The sequence below is a fragment of the Pseudomonas sp. OV226 genome (genome assembly GCF_003148705.1).
In the GTDB taxonomy this organism is placed as follows: Bacteria; Pseudomonadota; Gammaproteobacteria; order Pseudomonadales; family Pseudomonadaceae; genus Aquipseudomonas.
Genome location: NZ_QGGS01000027.1, coordinates 37,772 through 58,859 on the forward strand (window position 1 = coordinate 37,772; position 21,088 = coordinate 58,859).

21 protein-coding genes and 1 tRNA gene are annotated in these 21,088 nt (G+C 58.4%); 6 read left to right on the top strand and 16 right to left on the bottom strand.

The window, feature by feature from the left end:
- Position 1: 1 nt before the first annotated feature.
- The 11 genes from C7534_RS28420 to C7534_RS28475 form a co-directional block, all read right to left on the bottom strand.
- Complete coding sequence (locus C7534_RS28420; RefSeq protein WP_109787817.1) at positions 2-277, bottom strand: hypothetical protein; 276 nt, start codon at positions 275-277, stop codon at positions 2-4.
- Positions 274-1,254: an integrase domain-containing protein gene (locus C7534_RS28425; protein WP_109787818.1), complete on the bottom strand. Its 981-nt coding sequence runs from the start codon at positions 1,252-1,254 to the stop codon at positions 274-276. The genes C7534_RS28420 and C7534_RS28425 overlap by 4 nt, the downstream gene beginning before the upstream one ends.
- A gap of 982 nt (positions 1,255-2,236) precedes the next feature.
- Positions 2,237-3,511: a tyrosine-type recombinase/integrase gene (locus C7534_RS28435; protein ID WP_109787819.1), complete on the bottom strand. Its 1,275-nt coding sequence runs from the start codon at positions 3,509-3,511 to the stop codon at positions 2,237-2,239.
- Positions 3,512-3,704: 193 nt separating this feature from the next.
- The gene (gene ychF / locus C7534_RS28440; protein ID WP_077431265.1) at positions 3,705-4,805 is read right to left on the bottom strand and encodes a redox-regulated ATPase YchF; all 1,101 of its coding nucleotides are present in this window, start codon (positions 4,803-4,805) and stop codon (positions 3,705-3,707) included.
- Positions 4,806-4,827: 22 nt separating this feature from the next.
- Positions 4,828-5,412 (bottom strand): aminoacyl-tRNA hydrolase, encoded by a 585-nt coding sequence (gene pth / locus C7534_RS28445; protein WP_046030136.1) that lies wholly within the window; start codon positions 5,410-5,412, stop codon positions 4,828-4,830.
- A 168-nt stretch (positions 5,413-5,580) separates the two neighbouring features.
- The gene (locus C7534_RS28450) at positions 5,581-6,180 is read right to left on the bottom strand and encodes a 50S ribosomal protein L25/general stress protein Ctc (RefSeq protein ID WP_018929567.1); all 600 of its coding nucleotides are present in this window, start codon (positions 6,178-6,180) and stop codon (positions 5,581-5,583) included.
- A gap of 141 nt (positions 6,181-6,321) precedes the next feature.
- Positions 6,322-7,263: a ribose-phosphate pyrophosphokinase gene (locus C7534_RS28455; RefSeq protein ID WP_003208392.1), complete on the bottom strand. Its 942-nt coding sequence runs from the start codon at positions 7,261-7,263 to the stop codon at positions 6,322-6,324.
- 46 nt (positions 7,264-7,309) lie between these two features.
- Positions 7,310-7,384, bottom strand: a tRNA-Gln gene (locus tag C7534_RS28460).
- 36 nt (positions 7,385-7,420) lie between these two features.
- On the bottom strand, positions 7,421-8,272 hold the full coding sequence (ispE, locus tag C7534_RS28465; protein WP_109787845.1) for a 4-(cytidine 5'-diphospho)-2-C-methyl-D-erythritol kinase: 852 nt from the start codon (positions 8,270-8,272) through the stop codon (positions 7,421-7,423).
- A gap of 2 nt (positions 8,273-8,274) precedes the next feature.
- On the bottom strand, positions 8,275-8,892 hold the full coding sequence (gene lolB / locus C7534_RS28470) for a lipoprotein insertase outer membrane protein LolB (RefSeq protein ID WP_109787820.1): 618 nt from the start codon (positions 8,890-8,892) through the stop codon (positions 8,275-8,277).
- Between the two features lie 4 nt (positions 8,893-8,896).
- Positions 8,897-10,621, bottom strand: coding sequence for a tetratricopeptide repeat protein (locus C7534_RS28475; RefSeq protein WP_046030143.1), 1,725 nt, complete (start codon positions 10,619-10,621; stop codon positions 8,897-8,899).
- A 182-nt stretch (positions 10,622-10,803) separates the two neighbouring features.
- On the opposite strand from C7534_RS28475, the gene hemA reads away from it, so the two are divergent.
- The 6 genes from hemA to C7534_RS28505 all read left to right on the top strand — a co-directional run bounded on the left by hemA (position 10,804) and on the right by C7534_RS28505 (position 16,167).
- A complete protein-coding gene (gene hemA, locus C7534_RS28480) occupies positions 10,804-12,093 on the top strand; it encodes a glutamyl-tRNA reductase (RefSeq protein ID WP_046030145.1) in 1,290 nt (429 codons plus the stop codon).
- On the top strand, positions 12,090-13,172 hold the full coding sequence (prfA, locus tag C7534_RS28485) for a peptide chain release factor 1 (RefSeq protein ID WP_046030148.1): 1,083 nt from the start codon (positions 12,090-12,092) through the stop codon (positions 13,170-13,172). Before hemA ends, prfA begins: the two co-directional genes overlap by 4 nt.
- Complete coding sequence (gene prmC, locus C7534_RS28490) at positions 13,173-14,003, top strand: peptide chain release factor N(5)-glutamine methyltransferase (RefSeq protein WP_109787821.1); 831 nt, start codon at positions 13,173-13,175, stop codon at positions 14,001-14,003.
- Positions 13,997-14,752: a molybdopterin-synthase adenylyltransferase MoeB gene (locus tag C7534_RS28495; RefSeq protein WP_046030153.1), complete on the top strand. Its 756-nt coding sequence runs from the start codon at positions 13,997-13,999 to the stop codon at positions 14,750-14,752. The genes prmC and C7534_RS28495 overlap by 7 nt, the downstream gene beginning before the upstream one ends.
- Positions 14,745-15,536, top strand: coding sequence for a glutamate racemase (gene murI, locus C7534_RS28500; protein ID WP_109787822.1), 792 nt, complete (start codon positions 14,745-14,747; stop codon positions 15,534-15,536). The genes C7534_RS28495 and murI overlap by 8 nt, the downstream gene beginning before the upstream one ends.
- A gap of 112 nt (positions 15,537-15,648) precedes the next feature.
- Positions 15,649-16,167, top strand: a complete 519-nt coding sequence (locus C7534_RS28505) for an acyloxyacyl hydrolase (RefSeq protein WP_109787823.1) — start codon at positions 15,649-15,651, stop codon at positions 16,165-16,167.
- A 72-nt stretch (positions 16,168-16,239) separates the two neighbouring features.
- On the opposite strand, the gene C7534_RS28510 is transcribed toward C7534_RS28505, so the two are convergent.
- From C7534_RS28510 to C7534_RS28530, 5 genes are all read right to left on the bottom strand, one after another.
- Positions 16,240-16,545, bottom strand: a complete 306-nt coding sequence (locus C7534_RS28510; protein WP_109787824.1) for a YkgJ family cysteine cluster protein — start codon at positions 16,543-16,545, stop codon at positions 16,240-16,242.
- Between the two features lie 118 nt (positions 16,546-16,663).
- Entirely contained in the window at positions 16,664-17,446 is a 783-nt protein-coding gene (locus tag C7534_RS28515; protein WP_109787825.1) for an SDR family NAD(P)-dependent oxidoreductase, read from the bottom strand.
- A gap of 105 nt (positions 17,447-17,551) precedes the next feature.
- Positions 17,552-18,997, bottom strand: coding sequence for a deoxyribodipyrimidine photo-lyase (gene phrB / locus C7534_RS28520; RefSeq protein WP_109787846.1), 1,446 nt, complete (start codon positions 18,995-18,997; stop codon positions 17,552-17,554).
- Positions 18,998-19,017: 20 nt separating this feature from the next.
- A complete protein-coding gene (locus C7534_RS28525) occupies positions 19,018-19,959 on the bottom strand; it encodes a MerR family transcriptional regulator (protein WP_077431268.1) in 942 nt (313 codons plus the stop codon).
- Positions 19,956-20,921 (bottom strand): YbgA family protein, encoded by a 966-nt coding sequence (locus tag C7534_RS28530; RefSeq protein ID WP_109787826.1) that lies wholly within the window; start codon positions 20,919-20,921, stop codon positions 19,956-19,958. Before C7534_RS28530 ends, C7534_RS28525 begins: the two co-directional genes overlap by 4 nt.
- Positions 20,922-21,088 lie beyond the last annotated feature (167 nt).

Consider the following 21,088-nt stretch of genomic DNA (forward strand, 5'->3'; position numbering starts at 1 on the left):
GCTAGCGTTGAAAACTCCAGGATTTTCCTAGGCGCAGAGTGATCAAACTTGTGGTCAGCAGGTAGTAGTAGCGCGTCGATTTCGAGTTTGAGTTCATATGGTGGTTTAAAAACCAAACGAGATGTTTTCTTTGCCATGTCCATGGATTATCTCGGTTCCAGCGTTCAGAAATGGCTGCTTGAATAGTCTTGGCCTGGCGGATGTGACGTTCGCGTGTGGCATGTGCCCCGGTCAGCACCCCAGCAAGGAAAAGCTCCATATCGAATGCCGTGCTCATGCTCGGCCACCGATGTAAGCCGATACCACGTCGATACGACCGTGCCCCAATTCGCAGCTAATTTGTGCTCGGGCCTCCTGATCGAGGCGTCGGTCGAGCTGGTAGCAGCGGCCACCGTTGATGGGTGCGAGATGCTGGGTGATTTGCTCATAGCGTTCGCACGCATAGGCCGCCCGCAACTCGTGGAAGCCTTTGAGGTTGTGCGTATGGAGGATGTCCCGTGCCGGACGAACGATTCCCCGTTGGAAATCGAGGTAGCGTTCATCCGGTGCAAGCAGGTTGCGGCTACCCTCAGGCGAGACCTGTTCGGCAAACCTCAGAGCGTCACGAATATGCTCATCTACCGTAATCCAGCGAGGTGCCGAGGCACCTGAGCGGCCCCCTTTGGTGCCCTCTTGGATGTTGATCTTGCCGTAGTGTTCAGCCTCACGTTTTAGACGCGGTAGGTCGGCCAAAATGGCCTCGCGCAAGCGCATACCGGTGGCTCGCGCCAACTGAGCGATGGCCGCGGCGCGCGGCATTTTATGTTCGCAGAGCACGTCGACGATCCGCTTCACGTGTTCGCGGTCCTGGCCTTGCGGCTCCGAGCGACGAACACTGGTGCGCCGCATTCCCAGCGCCTTGCTCGGACTCGGCACTTTCACATACTGATCACCGCGCAGCGCGGCCATGGTTCGGTTCACGCTGGACAACCGGTTTTGCGCGGTGGCGATGCAGATAGCCCCTTGTTCGACTTGCTGCCGCAGATATCCGGCGTAGTCAAACAAGGTCTGCCGATCAATCTGTCGCGCATCGTTAAACCCTGGCCCATCCTCCGACCGACACCAGCGCACAAACGCCTGCCACCGATCACTGTGTGCTTTGACCGTGCCGTAATGCCCGCCGCCAAACATGTCGCGCAATGCTTGTGGTCCGGCATAACTCAGTTGCCGGCCCCATCCAAAATTTCGCCCGTCCCGTCTACCGACCAATGCCATGATCAAACTCCTCTTAAAGCCAAAACCCTTGAAACTTTCCCCACGTCATCCCGCCATGGATGTTGAGTGCTATCAGGGATCAAGGCCCCTGCGACCTGTGAGGGTTGTCCACTAACGCGGGACTGGCGGCTCTTTACGGCCAAGAGCTTGGGCATCTCATGATCTGGCCTCCTGAGCACTTCCGAGGAAGTGGGCGGGTGGAGGCTGCACTGGCCTGACGAGACCAATGCCGCGAGATCCTGAGTCGGGTGAAGGCAGTGATGCGATGACTGGGGCATGCCTGACTGTCAGTCAGGTACAGTCCATTCCGTGGGCTGCGGCACCATCATCGGCATCGCTGCTGTGGGTGAGCATTCGGTGTTTGTCATGCCGATTGTCACGAGGGGGAATGCCGCAAAGCCTTGTACGAGTTGGGCTGCAGCAGCGGTAGGCGCGTTCGTCTCTTCCTGGAAGTAAGAGACGAACGCAGGTTGGCGCAGTGAAATGGCCAAGCGGATAGGTTGCTGCAGGGCAGCCGGGTAGGGTGGGTTTTGCCGCAGTAGGCAAAGCTGAGAAGTAGGCATCCATCACATCGCTGTGACTGTGCGAGCCGCCGGACGCTAATCGCACTTGGGGGAGAACCACCACGGTGTGGCGTAGCCTTAAAGGTTCTGGCTACCTGGGTTGGGTGCTGTCAACGACAGCGGTCCTCAGGGCTTGATTTAAGCCCTGCCTGGCTGCGGGTCAATCGCTGTTTTTGATGCGCGTGGCGCCAGTTGAGGCCACTGGATGGTCCTGGAAATCGATGGCTTTCGGTGGAGGCCTAGCCGTTCGTCGGCTTTGTTATGTGAGCCCTCATGGCAGGGAATGCGGAGCCTTCCCTGCCATGAGGGCTTGGCCGGAAAAGCGTATTCGCGAGCTAGAAAAAGTGGCGACGGTCACCAATACTGTCGCCCCCTTCCAGCCTGTCGCTGGTGTCGCCAGTAGGTAGAACAGGTATTGGCTATGGATTGGCACTTCGATTGAAGGGCGTGATGTTGCTTTCGCCGAGAGTCCATACATCAAGCATGTCTGCCCACTGCTGCATCATCTTCGTACGATCCGCCAGGTACTCTGCATGGTTATAGGTGCGCCGAACCATATTGGGCTCTGCGTGGGCGAGTTGTCGCTCGATCCAGTCGGCGGGATAGCCCATCTCGTTGAGTCGGGTACTTCCCGTGGTTCTGGTGGCATGGGGGCTGTATTTTCCACTCCAGCCCAGGGCTTTGAGCATCTGCCGGAAGGAAGCCGTGACCATCGGTTTGGTTCGTTCATCACGGTGGGGAAATAAGTGCTCATATCTGCCTGTGATGGAATGCAGCGCTCGCAGCATGTCCATTGCCTGGGTGGGTAGAGGAACAATGTGCTCCTTGCGCTTTTTCATCCGCTCAGCGGGAATTCGCCAGCGACCGGCATCGAGATCAAATTCATCCCATCGGGCTTCCACTGCTTCGTTCGGTCGGCAGAGCACCAGCCACATTAGGCGGAATGCGGTAATGGTTTCGTGGCGACCGCAATGTCCTTCGACGTCCCTCAGGAGTTGACCAATTTCATCCGCCGTTAGCGGGCGCTTGTGCTGGGTTTTATTTGCCGGGAGTGCTTTGCGAACTGGATACACCGGATCGGTATCTGCTCGCAGCGTCGAAACCGCGAGTTCGAAGATGCCGGACATGCTGCGTTTGGCCTCTGCCGCGACCGTCAGGCCGTTTTTTTTCGCCGACGTGGTAAGCACATCCAGGATATGCGCTGGGGTGATGCTCTTGATTGGCCATGGACCAATCTTGGGGAAGACCACGCGCTTGAGCATATCTAGGCGCCTGGTCTTGGTGATCTCTGCCCAATCTTTCAGGGCCAGCCACTCTTTCGCCACCGCTTCGAAGGTGGTGGCGTTTTCCTGCTCTCGCTTGATGCGCTCGAGTTGTCGATGCCGGGCGGGGTTGATGCCTTGCTTCACCAAGTCTCTGGCTTTAACGCGCTCGTCCCGCGCCTCTGCCAACGTGAAGCGTCGACCATTTTTTCGAGCTTGGGCCTCTTTCGGAGATTCGCCCCGAGGCGCGATCGCATAGTCGCCAATCGCAAAGGTACTCTCCTTTGTCGTGTCTCCGGATCGAAGCTCGAAACGGTAACGCCACGCTTTTGAACCGTTGGGTTTGACCTCTAGGTGCAGCCCTTTCCCATCTGTGAGCTTGTAGGGCTTGTCCTTGGGTTTTGCGGTGCGGCATTGGGTATCGGTGAGCATGGGATGATCTCCGAACTTCCGTCGTACCCGGTTTTTAAAACCGGCTTCAGGCGTCATACCCGGTAGCGTACCCAGCAATACCTCAGATCGCAATGGCGGATGATGGTGATCATAAGACGCAAAAATCCCCGTATCAGCCAGTGATTACGGGGATTTTCTGTCTATCGGGTTCCGTGTAAATCCACGGTCACCGTTACACGTTGAAGCGGAAGTGCATCACGTCGCCGTCTTTGACGATGTAGTCCTTGCCTTCCAGACGCCATTTACCGGCTTCTTTGGTGCCGGCTTCGCCCTTGTACTGGATGAAGTCGTCATAGGCGATGACTTCGGCGCGGATGAAGCCTTTTTCGAAGTCGGTGTGGATCACGCCAGCGGCTTGCGGTGCGGTGGCACCGACGCGAACGGTCCAGGCGCGGACTTCTTCAACACCAGCGGTGAAGTAGGTCTGCAGGTGCAGCATTTCGTAGCCAGCGCGGATCACGCGGTTCAGGCCAGGCTCTTCGAGGCCCAGGGCTTCGAGGAACATGTCTTTCTCTTCGCCGTCTTCCAGCTCGGCGATTTCGGCTTCGATCTTGTTGCAGACCGGAACCACCATGGCGCCTTCTTCGTCGGCGATGGCCTTGACGATGTCCAGCAGCGGGTTGTTCTCGAAACCGTCTTCAGCGACGTTGGCGATGTACATGACCGGCTTGGTGGTCAGCAGGTGGAAGCCACGAATCACTGCCTTGTCGTCGGCGCCCATGTTCTTCATCAGCGTGCGCGCAGGCTTGCCGAGGGTGAAGTGAGCGATCAGTTGCTCCAGCAGGCCTTTCTGGACCACGGCGTCCTTGTCGCCACCCTTGGCGTTGCGGGCGACTTTCTGCAGTTGCTTCTCGCAGCTGTCGAGGTCGGCGAAGATCAACTCCAGGTCGATGATCTCGATGTCGCGTTTCGGGTCGACGCTGTTGGAGACGTGAATCACGTTCTCGTCTTCGAAGCAGCGGACCACGTGGGCGATGGCATCGGTTTCACGGATGTTGGCGAGGAACTTGTTGCCCAGGCCTTCACCTTTCGAGGCGCCGGCAACCAGGCCTGCGATGTCGACGAATTCCATGGTGGTCGGCAGGATGCGCTTTGGATTGACGATGGCCGCCAGGGCATCCAGACGCGGATCCGGCATCGGCACGATACCGGTGTTCGGCTCGATGGTGCAGAAGGGGAAGTTTTCGGCCGCGATCCCGGATTTGGTCAGGGCGTTGAACAGGGTGGACTTGCCGACGTTAGGCAGGCCGACGATGCCGCAATTGAATCCCATGGTGTTTCCCCTCGGATTAGAGTCAGGCCTTCTGGCTGTGCAGGTTTTTCATCGCGCGGTTCCATTCACCGGCGAGGATATCCGGCAGCACGCCGAGGGCAAAGTCGATGCTGGCATCGAGTTTTTCCTGTTCGGCGCGTGGCGCACGACCCAGGACGAAATTTGAAACCATACTGGCAACGCCCGGGTGGCCAATGCCAAGCCGCAAGCGATGAAAGGTGTTCTGATTGCCCAGTTGCGCAATGATGTCGCGCAACCCGTTGTGACCGCCATGGCCGCCGCCCTGCTTGAGCTTGGCAACGCCCGGAGGCAGGTCGAGTTCGTCATGCGCCACGAGGATTTCTTCAGGCTTGATGCGGAAGAAACCTGCCAGGGCTGCTACGGCCTGGCCGCTACGGTTCATGTAGGTGGTGGGAATCAGCAGACGAACATCCTGACCCTGATGCGAATAGCGTCCGGTCAGGCCAAAATATTTGCGATCGGCGACAAGGTTTACACCTTGTGCGTTCGCGATGCGCTCAACAAAAAGGGCCCCTGCGTTATGCCGGGTCTGTTCGTATTCAGCACCTGGATTTCCCAGGCCAACGATCAGTTTAATGGCGGTCACGATAGGGGCCCTTCCTTGGAGTGGTGGATAACATCGCTGCAATCGGTGTGTGCGGCGAAAGTGGACGAAAATTGCTCATTTACCATTATGTAAACTCCGCGTTCCCGCCCGCTTTCTCGCTACGTTCCAGTCCGCGATGTTTCCGGTCACTCCGGCGTACAGAGTGAATTACTCTGCAGCGCCTTCTGCAGCTTCTGGAGCAACACGTGGAGCGTGAACGTTGGCAACAGCCAGGTCGTTACCGTGAGCCAGAGCAACAAATTCAACGCCTTTAGGAGCGCTGATGTCGGACAGGTGAATGATCGAGCCGACTTCGGCGTTAGCCAGGTCAACTTCGATGAATTCAGGCAGGTCTTTTGGCAGGCAGGACACTTCGATTTCAGCAACAACGTGCGAAATCTCGCCGCCTTTCTTCACTGGAGCAGCTTCGTTGATGAAGTGCACAGGAACGATAGCGGTCAGCTTTTGGCCGGCAACTACACGTACGAAGTCAGCGTGCATCACGTGGCCTTTGGCCGGGTGACGCTGCAGAGCCTTGATGATTACGTTTTGCTTGGTGCCGCCAACGTTCAGCTCGATGATGTGGCTGTAAGCCGCTTCGTTTTCGAGCAGTTTGGCAACTTCTTTAGCCAGCATGCTGATGGATTCAGGGGCTTTTTCGCCACCGTAAACTACAGCTGGTACCAGGCTTGCGAGACGACGCAGGCGGCGGCTCGCACCTTTCCCCAGGTCGGAACGCACTTCAGCATTCAGAGTAAAATCGTTCATGTTGTATCTCCAAAATAACCACATTCGCCCCAGCGTTTGCGACCAGCGCTAAAGGCGATATGGGCAAAAAAGCCCCGCCCCGACAGGAATGCCGGGGCGGGGCGCTTTTCGTCAACGCGATGATTGAAAAGGGCAGGGCCCTTAACGGAACATCGCGCTGATCGATTCTTCATTGCTGATGCGGCGGACCGCCTCGGCAACTACCGGCGCGATATCCAGTTGACGGATACGCGAGCAGGCTTGTGCAGCAGCGGACAACGGGATGGTGTTAGTCACCACCAGTTCGTCCAGCATGGAATTTTCAATGTTTTCGATCGCCCGACCGGACAGCACAGGGTGTGTGCAGTAGGCGAAAACCTTGGCAGCGCCATGCTCTTTCAAGGCCTTGGCCGCGTGGCACAAAGTGCCGGCGGTATCGACCATGTCATCGACCAGAATACAGGTACGCCCTTCGACATCACCGATGATATGCATCACTTCAGAGTGATTGGCTTTCTCACGGCGTTTGTCGATGATCCCGAGATCCACGCCCAGGGACTTGGCAACAGCACGTGCACGCACGACGCCACCAATGTCCGGGGACACGATCATCAGGTTTTCGAAGCGCTGATCTTCAATGTCATCCACCAATACAGGGGAGCCGTAGATGTTATCTACCGGAATATCGAAGAAACCCTGGATTTGGTCAGCATGCAGATCAACCGTGAGAACACGGTCGATGCCGACTACGGTAAGCATGTCAGCAACAACTTTCGCGCTGATAGCCACACGTGCGGAACGCGGACGGCGATCCTGACGGGCATAACCAAAGTAAGGAATAACAGCAGTGATACGAGTAGCCGAGGAGCGGCGGAAGGCATCAGCCATCACTACCAGTTCCATCAGGTTATCGTTGGTCGGAGCGCAAGTCGGCTGAATAATGAAGACATCTTTACCGCGGACGTTTTCATTGATCTCGGCTGTAATTTCGCCGTCGGAAAACTTACCGACAGAGATGTCACCGAGAGGGATATGCAGCTGACGTACGACACGCCGAGCCAGATCGGGGTTGGCGTTCCCCGTAAAGACCATCATCTTGGACACGCGCAGTACCTGAAGGCTGAGGGTAACCTGGATGAGTATAGGAAAATGGCAGGGGCGGCTGGATTCGAACCAACGCATGGCAGGATCAAAACCTGCTGCCTTACCGCTTGGCGACGCCCCTGTATCTGTTGCAACGATTACCCAGTAATCGGTTCCTTTAGAGCAGACTTTGCAGCTTGCGATGCAACATCGAAACGTTGCTTCCTTTTGCTACAAACCCTGTAAGGGTCTCTGTAAGAAGGGCCGAGACTTTATCAGCTTCAGCTTTGCTTGGGAAGCCCCCAAACACACAACTTCCAGTGCCAGTGAGTTTTGCTTCGGTAAAATTACCTAACAAATTCAATGCGTTACGTACCTCTGGATAACGCCTTGCTACTACCGGCAAGCAGTCATTACGACTGTTTCCCTTGGGAACGGGGCGCACTTTAATGGGAGGAGAGTTACGTGTCAACAGCGGATCTGAAAAAATTTCTGCTGTACTTACAGATACTTGCGGTATCAGCACGACATACCACGGTTCTTCGGGGTCTACAGGGGTCAGTTTCTCCCCGACGCCCTCGGCAAAAGCCGCATGGCCACGCACGAAAACCGGGACGTCAGCCCCCAGTCTCAGGCCCAGTGCCGCCAGTCGATCCTCGTCCCAACCCAATTGCCAAAGATGGTTGAGGCCCAGCAATGTCGTCGCGGCATTGGAGCTGCCGCCACCAATTCCACCGCCCATGGGCAGGACTTTTTCGATCCAGATATCAATGCCGAGTGCGCAACCGGATTGCTCCTGCAGTTGCTTCGCGGCCTTGACGATCAAATTGCTGTCGTGGGGAACACCCTCGAACTCGGTATGCAACCGGATCACACCGTCGTCGCGAACGGCAAAAGTAATTTCATCGCCGTAGTCGAGGAACTGAAAAATCGTCTGCAACTCGTGATAGCCGTCATCACGGCGACCGAGGATGTGCAGCATCAGATTGAGTTTGGCCGGGGAGGGCAGTCTCAGGCGAGGCACGGTCATGTTCATTGCCCCAACTTGCGTGGTTGCCATTCCTTGATCACCAGCGTGACATCAAGGTCGGTGCCGTGAAGTTTTATCTTCTCGGGCAGCCAGAAACCGTTTTGTTGTGTGTAAGTGGTGTATTCAACCTGCCAGCCATCCTGTTCGAGACTGGCCAGGCGACTGTCGGCATCCAGCGTCAGTTTGCTTTTGCTGTCGGGTGCCGGGAGTCCGCGGACCCACCAGGCCAGGTTGGACACCGGTAGTTTCCAGCCCAGTTGTTCTTCGAGCAGCACTTCCGGATTCGGTGCGTCATAGCGACCCTGGTTCGCCACTTCCAGCGAGACCTTGCCAGGTCGGCCGGTCAGGCGTGCGGCGCCGCGACCCAGCGGGCCGGAAAGGCGGATGTCGTAGTAATCCTGACGCTGCAGCCAGAACAGGGTGCCGCTGCCCGAGTCTTTGGGTGCGCGGATGCCGATCTTGCCGTTGATCTGCCAGCCGTCGAGGGCGGTCAATTGCTGTTTGTGTTCACGCCATTGGGCCGGGTTGCCGTGACCTTCGACGGATTCGCGAGCGCCGAAGCCCGCGCAACCGGCGAGCAGGGCAATAAAACTGAAAACAATGAAATGGCGCAAAAACATAATCTTAAAGAGTCTCTGATCCGGTCAGGCGCTTGATGGTGCCGCGCAGGGTAGGGCTGTCAGGTTGTTCCTTGAGGAATTTGCCCCAGACTTGTTTGGCTTCGCGCTGTTTGCCATTGGCCCACAGCACTTCACCCAGGTGGGCGGCCACTTCCTGATCGGGGAAACGCTCCAGTGCCTGGCGCAGATAGCGCTCGGCTACATCGAGATTACCCAGGCGGAAGTTTACCCAGCCGAGGCTGTCGAGCACCGCCGGGTCTTCCGGATTGATCTGGTGAGCCTGTTCGATCAAGGCCTTGGCCTCGGTATACCGCGTGGTGCGGTCGGACAGGGTGTAGCCGAGCGCATTCAGTGCCATGGCATTGTCCGGGTCGCGCTTGATGATCAGGCGCAGGTCTTTTTCCATCTGCGCCAGGTCATTGCGTTTTTCCGCCTGCATGGCGCGGGTATACAGAAGGTTCAGATCGTCCGGATATTGCTGCAAGGCTTTTTGCAGGACACCGAAGGCTTTGTCGCTCTGATTGTTGGCTGACAAGGTTTCGGCTTCGATCAGGTACAGCTGAATCGCGTAGTCAGGTTGCTCGTCGCGCTCTGCAGCCAGACGGCGTTGGGCTTCAGCGGTCCTGCCGTTATTGATCAGAATGTCGGTCTGGCGCAATTGGGCTGGCAAGTAGTCGTTACCAGGCCCGACTTTGCCGTACTCGATCAACGCGCCTTGGGGATCGTTGCGCTCCTCTGCGATACGGCCCAGGTTCAGGTGGGCGGAGTCGACGTGGCTTTCGCGGGCGATCAAGTCTTCAAGCAGGCTCTTGGCCTCGTCCCAGGATTTTGCCTCCAGGCAGACCAGTGCCAGGGAATAACGCAGCTCGTCATCCTCTGGGTACTGTTGCACCAGGCTCGAAAACTCGGCTTTGGCGTCTTCTATGCGGTCTTGCTCAACCAGCATGCGTGCGTAGGTCAGGCGCAGGCGCTTGTCGTCTGGGTATTTCTTGATGCTTTTTTGCAGCAGTGGCAAGGCTTCGTCGCCGCGGTTGAGCACCTGCAGCAGGCGCGCGCGCAGCAGGATCGGAGCAATTTCACCGTCATCGGGCGGATTGTTTTCCAGCAGGGCCAATGCACCCTTGGCGTCGCCGTCCTGTTGCATCAACAGGGCCTTGCCGAAAATCAACTGACTGTTGTTCGGGTGGCGTTGCAGCAAACGGTCGAAGCTGTTCATCAAACCGTTGCGCGTGTCCTGGTCGGTATCGGCCGCGGACAGGGCCAGAAAGTCAAAATGCGTGTCGCCTTTGCCTTGCAGGACTTTCTCCATATAAACCATGGAGTCGTCGTAACGACCGGCACGGGCCAGTTGCACGGCAGCCGCACGTTGCGCTTCGAGGTCTTGCGGGGCGTTTTTTGCCCAGATCAGCGCGGTGTCCAGGGCAGCCTGATCGGCGCCCAGGTACTCGGCAATGCGGAATGCTCGCTCGGAGATGCCCGGATCCTGTGTGTTGATGGCCTGGGTCACGTAGTTATCCAGCGCAATGTCGAAACGATTGCGCTGGCCAGCCAGTTCGGCGCTCAGCAAGCTGAAGATGGTTTCTTCACTGAATGAGCTGTAAACCTTGGGCTTTTCAGGGGCCGGAGTGCTGTCTTCGACCGGCGACGTACCGTCCGGCGACACGGGGGCCAAGGCTTGGCAGCCGCTCAGGAAGACAAAAGCGAGGAGCAACGCGGAAGATCTATTCATATAGGAAGAGGACGACTAACCTGCGGTCGGATCATCATGACACAAGCCTTCGGCCAAACATAACCGAGTCTCAATCGATGTCTTTATAGAGACGGGACATGGGGACAATAGTCAGCGGTAGTTGTTCTGGCTGTGACGAAGTAGGACAATTGCCGGCTTCACGTCACCATCAGCGACCTTGAATGGCCTTCCTTGCACTCGGTATCAACCACAAGACTGCTTCTGTAGACGTCCGCGAGCGCGTGGCCTTTACCCCTGAGCAGCTGGTGGAGGCCTTGCAGCAGCTCTGCCGCCTCACCGACAGCCGCGAAGCTGCGATCCTCTCCACCTGCAATCGCAGTGAACTTTATATAGAACAGGATCACCTTTCGGCCGACGTTGTGTTGCGCTGGCTGGCCGACTATCACCATTTGAGCCTCGACGAGCTGCGCGCGAGCGCTTATGTGCATGAAGATGATGCGGCAGTTCGTCACATGATGCGGGTCGCCTCCGGGCTCGATTCGCTGGTGTTGGGCGAACCGCAGATTCTCGGCCAGATGAAATCGGCCTATGCCGTCGCCCGCGAGGCCGGGACCATTGGCCCGTTGCTTGGCCGGTTGTTTCAGGCCACGTTCAACGCGGCCAAACAAGTGCGCACTGACACCGCCATCGGCGAGAACCCGGTGTCCGTGGCGTTTGCCGCGGTCAGCCTGGCGAAACAGATTTTCAGTGACTTGCAACGCAGCCAGGCATTGCTGATCGGCGCTGGCGAGACCATCACCCTGGTGGCCCGTCATCTGCACGAGCTGGGTGTGAAGCGCATCGTGGTCGCCAACCGAACCCTGGAGCGCGCGAGTATTCTGGCCGAGCAGTTCGGTGCCCACGCCGTGCTGCTCTCGGACATTCCGGCAGAACTGGTGCGCAGCGACATCGTGATCAGTTCCACCGCCAGCCAGTTGCCGATCCTCGGCAAAGGCGCGGTGGAAAGCGCGCTGAAGCTGCGCAAGCACAAACCGATCTTCATGGTGGACATCGCCGTCCCGCGCGATATCGAGCCGGAAGTCGGCGAACTGGACGACGTTTACCTGTACAGCGTCGACGATCTTCATGAAGTGGTCGCCGAGAACCTCAAGAGCCGTCAGGGAGCAGCGCAAGCGGCGGAAGAGATGGTCTCGGTCGGCGCCGAAGATTTCATGGTCCGCCTGCGCGAACTGGCGGCGGTGGATGTGCTCAAGGCCTATCGTCAGCAAAGCGAGCGCATGCGCGACGAGGAATTACTGAAAGCCCAGCGCCTGCTGGCCAATGGCAGCAGCGCCGAAGACGTGCTGGTGCAACTGGCGCGCGGCCTGACCAATAAACTCTTGCACGCGCCCAGCGTGCAATTGAAAAAGCTCTCTGCCGAAGGCCGCCTCGATGCGCTGGCCATGGCCCAGGAACTCTTTGCCCTCGGTGAGGGCTCATCGGATAGCTTTTCGGATAAAAAACCGCAATGAAAGCGTCACTGCTCAATAAGCTGGACATCCTCCAGGACCGTTTCGAGGAATTGACCGCCTTGCTTGGCGATGGCGAAGTCATTTCCGATCAGAACAAATTCCGCACCTATTCCAAGGAATACGCGGAAGTCGAGCCAATTGTCGGCGCCTATCAACAGTTGCTCAAAGTGCAAGGCGACCTCGAAGGCGCCCAGGCACTGCTCAAGGACAGCGACCCGGACATGCGCGAAATGGCCGTGGAGGAAGTCCGCGAAGCCAAGGAGCAATTGATCGAGCTCGAAGCCAGCCTGCAACGCATGCTGCTGCCCAAGGACCCGAACGACGGGCGCAACGTGTTCCTCGAAATCCGTGCCGGCACCGGTGGCGACGAGGCGGCGATTTTCTCCGGCGACCTGTTCCGCATGTATTCGCGGTATGCCGAGCGTCGCGGCTGGCGGGTGGAAATCCTCTCCGAGAACATCGGCGAGCATGGCGGCTATAAAGAAGTCATCGCCCGGGTCGAAGGTGACAACGTCTACGGCAAGCTCAAGTTCGAATCCGGCGCACACCGCGTGCAGCGGGTTCCGGCCACTGAATCCCAAGGACGCATCCACACCTCGGCCTGCACCGTGGCGGTGTTGCCCGAGCCGGACGAACAGGAAGCGATCGAGATCAACCCCGCGGACCTGCGGGTCGATACCTACCGCTCTTCCGGGGCCGGTGGTCAGCACGTCAACAAGACCGACTCGGCGATCCGCATCACGCACTTGCCGTCCGGAATTGTCGTGGAATGCCAGGAAGAACGTTCCCAGCACAAAAACCGCGCCCGGGCGATGTCCTGGCTGTCGGCCAAGCTGAACGATCAGCAGACCAGCGCCGCCGCCAATGCCATCGCCAGTGAACGTAAATTGCTGGTGGGTTCCGGTGATCGTTCGGAGCGGATTCGCACGTACAACTTTGCCCAGGGCCGGGTCACCGACCACCGGGTCAACCTGACGCTGTATTCGCTCGACGAAATCCTCGCCGGCGGGGTCGAGGCGGTCATCGAGCCATTGCTGGCCGAGTACCAGGCCGATCAATTGGCGGCGATAGGTGAGTAAATGACGATCATTGCCAGTTTGTTACGCGCCGCAGATTTGCCCGACTCGCCCACCGCGCGCCTGGATGCCGAATTGCTGCTGGCTGCCGCCCTGGGCAAACCCCGCAGTTTTTTGCACACCTGGCCGGAGCGCATCGTTCCCAGTGAAGCGGCGCTGACATTTGCCAGTTACTTGCAACGTCGTCGTGGCGGTGAGCCGGTGGCTTACATTCTGGGGCAGCAAGGGTTCTGGAAGCTGGATCTGGAAGTGGCGCCGCACACGCTGATCCCGCGTCCGGACACTGAATTGCTGGTGGAGGCCGCGCTTGAGCTGTTGCCGGCCACCCCGGCCAAGGTGCTCGACCTCGGTACCGGCAGCGGCGCCATTGCCCTGGCCCTGGCCAGCGAGCGTCCGGCCTGGAAAGTGACAGCAGTGGATCGCGTGCTTGAAGCGGTGGCCCTGGCCGAGCGCAATCGCCAGCGTCTGCACCTCAACAACGCCACGGTGCTGAGCAGCCATTGGTTCAGCGCCCTGGACGGTCAGCGTTTTCAACTGATCATCAGCAATCCGCCTTACATCCCTAGCGCTGATCCGCATCTGGTGGAGGGCGATGTGCGCTTTGAGCCGGCCAGTGCCCTGGTGGCCGGTGTCGACGGGCTCGACGATCTGCGTTTGATCGTCGCCCAGGCACCGGATTATCTGGACGCGGGTGGCTGGCTGATGCTCGAACACGGCTACGATCAAGCCAATGCCGTGCGCGATTTGTTGCTGAGCCGTGGCTTTGAAAACGTCCACAGCCGTACGGATTTGGGTGGTCACGAACGAATCAGCCTGGGGCGCCTGCCGTGCTGAATGATCAGGAATTGTTGCGCTACAGTCGGCAGATTCTGCTGCAACACGTCGACATCGACGGCCAGTTGCGCTTGAAAGAAAGCCGCGTGTTGATCGTCGGCCTCGGCGGTCTGGGCTCGCCGGTTGCGCTTTACCTCGCCGCCGCTGGCGTGGGTGAACTGCACCTCGCTGACTTCGATACGGTCGACTTGACCAATCTGCAACGCCAGATTGTTCACGACACCGACAGCGTCGGCCTGAGCAAGGTCGATTCGGCGATCAAACGCCTGAGCGCGATCAATCCCGAGATCAAACTGATCGCCCATCGCACCGCCCTGGACGAAGACTCCCTGGCCGCGGCCGTGGCTGCGGTGGATCTGGTGCTCGATTGTTCCGACAATTTCTCCACCCGCGAAGCGGTCAACGCCGCTTGCGTCAACGCCGCTAAACCGCTGGTCAGTGGCGCGGCGATTCGCCTTGAAGGGCAATTGTCGGTGTTCGACCCGCGCCGCCCGGAGAGTCCGTGTTACCACTGTTTATACGGGCATGGCAGTGAAGCCGAGCTGACGTGCAGCGAGGCCGGCGTCGTCGGACCGCTGGTTGGGTTGGTGGGCAGCCTTCAGGCACTGGAAGCGCTGAAACTGTTGGTCGGTTTCGGCGAACCGCTGGTGGGGCGCCTGCTGTTGATTGATGCGCTGGGCTCACGCTTTCGCGAATTGCGCGTCAAGCGTGATCCGGGGTGCAGTGTCTGCGGTTCCACACATGCGTGAAGCGCCGATCGGCGTGTTCGACTCCGGCGTCGGTGGGCTCTCGGTGCTGGCCGAGATCCAGCGTTTGCTGCCCAACGAGTCACTGCTGTACGTCGCCGACTGCGGGAATGTTCCCTACGGCGAGAAAACACCGGAGTTCATACGCCAGCGCTGTAGCGTCATGGCCGATTTTTTCCAGCAGCAGGGTGCCAAGGCCCTGGTGCTGGCGTGCAATACCGCGACCGTTGCGGGTGTTGCGGACTTGCGACGCGATTACCCGCAATGGCCAATTGTCGGTATGGAACCGGCCGTCAAACCTGCCGCTGCCGCGACCCGCAGCGGTGTGGTCGGCGTGCTCGCCACCACTGGCACCTTGCAGAGTGCCAAGTTCGCCGCATTGCTCGACCGTTTCGCCACCGATGTGCGCGTCATCACTCAGCCCTGTCCCGGGCTGGTCGAACTGATTGAGAACGGCGATCTGCACAGTCCGGCCTTGCGGCAGTTGCTCGCCAGGTATGTCGAACCGCTGCTCGGCGCCGGGTGCGACACCTTGATTCTGGGGTGTACGCATTATCCGTTTCTGAAGCCTTTGCTCAAACAGATGATCCCGGATGACATCAGCCTGATCGACACGGGGGCTGCTGTAGCGCGGCAACTTCAGCGGCTGTTGGCCGAGCGTGACTTGCTCGCCGAGGGGCCCGTTCGTGCTGCTGAGTTCTGGACGAGTGCCGATCCGGTTCATTTCAGAAATATCTTGCCGATACTGTGGAATACGCCCGGTGTTGTGAGAAGCTTCGACCGGTAACCAAGTAGCGGGGCGAACGAGCCATTGGGATGAACTTCTAATCAAACGTCGACTTCTATAGCGTTGAGCAACAAAAAAACCATACGAAATTGTTCGGAAAAGGATGTTTCTAGTGAAGCGACTATTCTGTTTGGCCGCGATTGCGGCCGCTTTAATGGGGCAAAGTTTTACCGCACAGGCGGCAGGCGTGGAGTTCGGGGTCGGTCAGACCAGCGATTCAACTATGACTTATCGATTGGGCATGCAATTCGATTGGGATCAGAGCTGGTTACAAAGTGACGTCGGTCGTGTGACCGGTTACTGGAGTGGTGCCTATACCTATTGGGAAGGTGACAAGCTCTCCAGTAACAACAGCCTGTCGTTCTCGCCCGTGTTTGTTTACGAGTTTGCCGGTCAGTCCGTTAAACCCTACGTCGAGGCGGGGATCGGTGTAGCGGTGTTCTCTCATATTAGAGTTGAAGACAACAATCTCGGCTCGGCCTTCCAGTTTGAAGACCGTCTCGGATTTGGCCTGCGCTTTACCGGCGGACATGAAGTCGGGGTTCGTGCGACGCACTATTCCAATGCCGGTTTGAGCAATCATAACGATGGCGTAGAAAGCTACTCGCTGCACTACACCTTGCCGTTGTAACGTCAATAGCATCGCGGGCAAGCCATGCTCCCAAAAATGTGGGGACGTGGCTTGCCCGCGATGGCGTCAGATCTAGCGATACGCCGTAGTAATCCCTTGGCGTTCGTCGATGCACTCCGGTGCGCCCATCTCGAATTCCCGGCAGATCAGCGGGCGCTTTTCGTAGATGGTGCACATCATGCTGTTGCGATCCAGCGCGGCGCACCAGCCGTCGTCCAGGCGCAGCATGACTTCCCCACCCCAATCATCGGTATCGATAAAGCGTTCGGGTACGCCCGTGTCGGTGATCAACATCACTTCGAGCTGACAGCAGCAAGCCGCACAGGTCGAGCACGTAACGGTCGGCTCGGCGATTTGCGTATGGGGAATGGTTTTCATGGCTCGCAGTGTAAGGCAGTGGGGCGCTGCTGTGTGAAAGCCCTGACGGACGCTTGGTTGTGTGCCTACCCATCCTCGGGCTATGAAGTGGGGAAGCCGTCGTCGATGACGGCGATGTTCATGGTCGATCCTGGATCGGCGCAGGGCTGCGCACCATGCGTTTGCCGATGGCCAGTTTCACCTCGCTCGGCGATGTCGACAGGGGCCAAAGCGCCGCCATGAACAGACCCGGAAAAACGATCTCCACTGGCCGGTTCTTGAGTTTGGCGAAGATGTGCCGGGCGGCTTTACTTACCGGCCAACTGAACGATTTCGGGGCGTCATTATTTGCGGCCTGCGGGGGGGCGACAAACCCGGGGCTGACCACCGTGACTTCGATACCATCCGGCGCCAGGTCCATGCGCAGCGATTCGAACTGGTAACGCAGTCCGGCTTTTGATGCACCATAGGCCTCGGCACGTGGCAGCGGCAAGTACGTCGCCGGGCTCGCGATGCCCACCAGGTGCGGCGCGGTGCCTTTGCGCAACAGAGGTATCGCGACCTGGATGCAATAGGCACAGGCGAGCAAATTGGTGCGCACCACGTGTTCGACAATCGAAGAGTCGAATTGCTGAATGTCGACGTACTCGCAGGTGCCTGCGTTGAGAATCACGGTGTCCAGCGAACCCCAGTCCTGGACGATTTGCTCGCCGATTTCGCGCACCCGCTGACTGTTGGTCAGGTCACCGGGCACCACCATCACCTGTCCGGGATAGCGCAGGGACAAGACTTTCAGTGCTGGCACCGAGCGTGAACTGACGGCCAGATGAGCGCCGGTTTTCAGTATTTGTTCGGCCAGCGAGGCGCCAAGACCGCTGCTGGCGCCGGTTAACCAGTATCGCCGTGGAGGTGTAAAACTCATCCCATTTTCCTTTTCGGCCAGGCAATCGCCGGTCCCAATACGGGTAAGTGCAGCAGACTATCTTTGTTCGCCTTGGCAAACGGTGCGGCAAAACGCCTCAGTCCATCACTCATGGCAACCTCCGGCATCGAGTCGCGCGGGCAGGTTCTTGAACGCGGCCAGCGCTCGTTGTCGGGAGGTACTCAGGTTGACGATGGGCGACGGATAATCCGCCACACCGAACAGGCCACCCAGGTTGGCCGGGTTATGCACATCTTTTTGGTTGAGTCCGGCCAGTTCTGGCAGCCAGTGCTTGATGAACGCACCGTCAGCGTCGAATTTCTGTGACTGGCTCAATGGATTGAAAATCCGGAAGTAGGGCGCCGAATCTGTGCCGGTGGACGAGCTCCACTGCCAGCCACCGTTGTTTGCCGCCAGATCACCGTCGATCAAATGCCGCATGAAAAAGCGCTCGCCTTCACGCCAGTCGATCAGCAAATTCTTGGTCAGGAACATCGCCACGACCATGCGCAGCCGGTTGTGCATCCAGCCGGTCTCCAGCAATTGGCGCATGGCCGCATCGATGATCGGCACACCGGTGCGGGCTTCTTGCCAGGCCAGCAGTTCTTGTGGGGCGTTGCGCCAGGCGAGGGCTTCGGTTTCCGGTCGAAAGGCGCGATGGCGCGAGACCCGTGGGTAACCCACCAAAACATGTTTGTAGAACTCGCGCCATAGCAGCTCGTTGATCCAGGTGACGGCACCGATCTTGCCGCTTTCGAATTCGCCTTGATTGGCTTGCAGGGCGGCGTGCAGGCATTGGCGGGGGGAAATAATCCCGGCGGCGAGATAGGCCGAGAGCTGGCTGGTTCCGGGTTTGGCCGGGAAATCCCGCTCGTTTTTGTAGTCGTCGATCCGGGCGTCGGCGAAGGCATCGAGTCGACGCCGGGCTTGGGCTTCACCGGCGGGCCAGTATTGGCGCAGGCCGTCGCTTGGCGTTTCGAACCCCTCGATGGTAGCGGGGATCAAATCGCTGCTTATCGTCAGCGGCAACTGGGGGGCGGGTGTTGCGACCAGCCCCGGTAATGAAACCCGCAGCCGGTCGTAGCACACCTTGCGGAACTGGCTGAAGACCTGGAAGTAGGTGCCGTTCTTGGTCAACACGGAGCCTGGCTTGAATAGCAGTTGATCGAGGTAACGGTGGAACTGAATGCCCTTGGCGTTCAGCGTTTCGGCCACCGCTGTATCACGACGGCTTTCATTGACGCCGTAGTCCTCGTTGACGTGCAGGGCGTCGACCTTCAACTGCTGGCACAGGTCGAGCAGCACCGTTGGTGCGTCATCCCAGTGCGATGCCTGGCGGATCAGCAAGGGAATGTTCAGCTCGCCCAGCGCGCGACTCAGTTCGCCCAGGTTGCGCAGCCAGAAATCCACTTTGCACGGTGCATCGTCGTGTTCCAGCCACTGCTGCGGGCTCAACAGATACACCGCCACCGTCGGGCCGCTGGCTGCGGCGGCCGAGAGGGCGGTGTTGTCGTGTACGCGCAAATCGTTGCGCAACCAGATCAAATGCATGTTGGTGTCCGCACGCTTCATTAAAGGAGTCCACGCTGAACCAGGTACTGATGCGCCGATAACGGGCCTTCAGCGAGGGACAAATCAGCGATTTCCGTGGTTCTTGCGGACAGCTCGGCGTGGTGAATGCATACCGTAGGTCCGACAATCATTTTTGGGCATCTGATACCGTTCAATAGTTTCGGCAGCTGCGAAAGATTTATGGCTTTGCTGGAATACAGCAGTACGCCGCGGGCTTGCAGGTGGTCGACCGCCATCGCGAGTTCACCGGCGGGCAGGGGCCAGTCGAACACCTCTACCGGACAATCGGCGCTGCTGATCAGCCAGGCGGTGAGCCATAGGTGAGGTTCCAGTGGCAAATCCGATTGATTGATCAACAGCAGCGGCGCGGCGCGTAACTGACGGTTGTTATGGTAGATGCGTGCGCCGAACTTGCTGCGCAACCAGGAATAAAAAAACACCCGCTCCATCTGCGCGCCAAACTGTCCCTGCCAACGCTGTTCCAGTTCGGCCAGTAACGGGATCAACAAGTGTTCGCACAAGGTTCGCGGTGGATACAGCGCCATGGCTTGATTGACGGTTTCATCGAGGGCGCGTTCGTTCAACTGCAACACCGCTTGCAGCAGTGTGCGGCGCAGTACTTGCCAATCATTTTCGACGGTTTCGGTAAACGCTTGCGGCGTGTCCAGCAGTTGCTTGACCTGGCTGACAGCCACGCCACGGTTGAGCCAGGTGAGGATCATCAGGATGCGCTGGACGTGTTCGGCACTGAACAGCCGATGGCCCTTGGGTGTGCGTTGCGGAACGATCAGGCCATAACGCCGTTCCCAGGCGCGCAGGGTCACGGCGTTGACGCCGGTCTGGCGCGCGACTTCACGGATCGGCAGCCAGCCTTCGTCCAGGGCTTTGTTGAAGTTATCGCCCAGGTCTTCGCTGGCGCTGGTGTCGAGTGGGGTTTTCATAAAATTGCGTTTCGCAGGCTGAGGTTTTCCGGATGCGGTTGCAGGTAAATCTGCTGTGCAATGTAGGGGACCGGATGCTGGCGGAAATGGTGCTTGAGCAGGGTCAGGGGCACGACCAGCGGCACGATGCCGTGTCGGTATTGGCCGATGACTTGTTGCATTTCCTGTTTGTCCTCGGGGCTGATGACTCGCTTGAGGTAGCCGCTGATGTGTTGCAGGACGTTGGTGTGGGTGCGGCGTGTGGCGCATTTTTTCAAGGCGCCCATCAGTTCGCTGAAGTAGCGCGGGCCGAGCTCCTCGACGCTGGTCAGGCCCATGTTGCCGAGCAAATTGCCCAAGGTCTTGTATTGCACCGGGTGATGGGCCATCAGCAAGTATTTATAGCGTGAGTGAAATTCGATGAGGCCGTGGCGGGTCAGGCCTTTTTGCAGCAATTGCTGCCAGTTGCTGTAGGCAAACACGCGGGTGAGGAAGTTTTCGCGCAATACCGGGTCGTTGAGGCGCCCGTCTTCCTCTACCGGCAAGTCTGGGTGCCGTGCACAGAAAGCCTGGGCATAGAGGCCGCGACCACTTCCTTGCACCGACGCACCGTTGGCGTGATAGACCTTTACGCGTTCCAGGCCGCAGGAGGGCGATTTGTGCATGAAGATGTAGCCGCAGATATCGTCCAGTTCGGCGGCCATTTGCTCACCGAATTCAATCAGTGGCCGGGTGACATTGAGTTGTGGGTTAACGCTGCCGACCGCTTGGGGGACTTCAGGATCACCCACCAGGCGGATCGGTTCGCGAGGAATCCCCAGGCCGATAGCGACTTCCGGGCACACGGCGATGAAATCGAAATAGTCCGTGAGGGTGTGGCTGCACAAGCTCGATTGCTTGTGCCCTCCGTTGTAGCGAACCTCGGCCCCCATCAAGCAGGCGCTAATGGCGATTTTCGGTCGAGTCGCTGGCTGGTCGTGCATCGAAGCACCTCGAATCCGAAACTGTACGGAGGGACGTCTCTGTACAACATTTCTTCATCATAGATCCAAAGATGTACAAGTCAATTTTTCTGTATAAGTTTTTAAGCGTGATAGCGAGGAAGGGCTGCTGTCCATGTCGACAGCAGCAATTGACGCAGGGTGATGCG